Raw genomic sequence first — 1533 nt, 5'->3', positions numbered from 1 at the left:
CGCCCAGCATCTCGGCCTCGAAGCGCGGCTCGTCCAGCGCGGCGCAGGCGACAGGAACGAAGGCGCGGGCGCGGCGCGGGCTCTGGCGGTGGATGGCGCGGGCCACGGTCTCCTTGCCCGAGCCGCCGGGGCCCAGGACCAGCACGTCGCCCCCCGCCTCGGCCAGCCGCGCCACGGTCTCGCGCAGGTGCTGCATGACCGGGCTTTGCCCGATCAGCCGGGTTTCGCGCGCGGCGCTGTCCTGCTGGCGGCGGCGCAGGGCGCGGTTTTCCAGCACCAGGGCCCGGCTGGAGGCCGCCCGCGCCAGCGCCGCCGCCAGCGTGCCGCCACCGACCGGCTTGGTCAGGAAATCGTAGACCCCCTGCTTCAGCGCCGCGACCGCCATCGGCACGTCGCCATGCCCGGTCAGCAGGATCACCGGCAGGTCGGGATCGAGCGCATGGATGCGCTGGAACAGCTGGAACCCGTCCATGCCGGGCATGCGCACGTCCGACAGCACCACGCCGGGCCAGTCGAGGCCAAGGCCGGCCAGCGCCTCGGCCGCATCGGTGAAGGCTTCGGCGCGAAAACCCGCCAGGTGCAGCGCCTGCAGCTGCGCCTCGAGCAGGTCGGGGTCGTCATCGACAAGGCGGACAAGGGGCGCGTCGGTCATGCGGCTTTCGGCAGGTCGAGGTGGAAGATGGCGCCCTGCCCTTCGCCCTGCGGCCCGGCCGTGAGGCTGCCGCCGAAATCCCGCGCGATCTCTTGCGAGATCACCAGGCCCAGGCCCAGCCCCTCGGGCTTGCTGGTGGCGAAGGGGGTGAAAAGCTGGGCGGCGATCTGCGGCGACAGCCCCGGCCCGTTGTCCGAGATGCTGAGCCGCAGCACCGGCCCGTCGTCCTGCAGCACGATGCGGATCTCCGGGTCGGGCCGGCCCTCAAGCGCCTCTTGCGCGTTCTGGATCAGGTTGACCAGCACCTGTTCCAGCCGCACGGTCTCGGCCATGACCCGCAGGCCGGGCGGGATCTGGGGCAGGACCAGGCGGATGTCCTGCGCCCGCCGCCGGCTGGCGGTCAGCAGCAGCGCCGCATCCAGCGCATCCTTGAGCGCAACCGGACCCAGCTCGCCCGTGGCCTTGCGGGCAAAGCCGCGCAGCTCGGTGGTGATCTGGGCGATGCGGTCGGTCATGCGCGAGATCTGCGACAGGTTGCGATCCAGGTCGGCGGCCAGGTCGGGGGCCAGGTCGGGGGCCAGGTCGGGCGCGTCCGGCGGCAGCATCTGCCGGCCGTTCTCGGCCAAAAGGCGGATGGTGGCCAGCGGCGTGTTCACCTCATGCGCGACGCCGGCGGTGATCTGGCCCAGCGTCGCCAGCTTGTTGGCCTGCACCATCTCGCCCTGCAACTGCGCCAGCCGCTGTTCGGCCGCGCGGCGTTCGCGCATCTCGGCGGTCAGGTCGCGGGTGCGCTCCTCGACCGCGCGTTCCAGGTCGGCGCGATAGCGGCGCTCGGCCTCGGCGCGGCGGGCGGCGCGGGTGCGGGCGCGCGCGGCGGAAAC

General features: G+C 73.4%; 2 protein-coding genes. Both read right to left on the bottom strand.

Going from position 1 to position 1533, the window contains the following annotated elements; genetic code table 11:
• Positions 1-652 (bottom strand): sigma-54 dependent transcriptional regulator (locus tag FE811_RS26805; RefSeq protein ID WP_140849551.1); only part of this gene is annotated, 652 nt, incomplete at its 3' end.
• On the bottom strand, positions 649-1533 hold an 885-nt coding region (locus FE811_RS26800), incomplete at its 5' end, for a sensor histidine kinase (protein WP_255469868.1). The genes FE811_RS26800 and FE811_RS26805, both read right to left, overlap by 4 nt.

The organism is Paracoccus sp. FO-3 (assembly GCF_006386455.1).
Classification (GTDB): Bacteria; Pseudomonadota; Alphaproteobacteria; order Rhodobacterales; family Rhodobacteraceae; genus Paracoccus; species Paracoccus versutus.
Note: the sequence above shows the minus strand (reverse complement) of the source record. Positions and strands in the feature narration are given on the sequence as shown.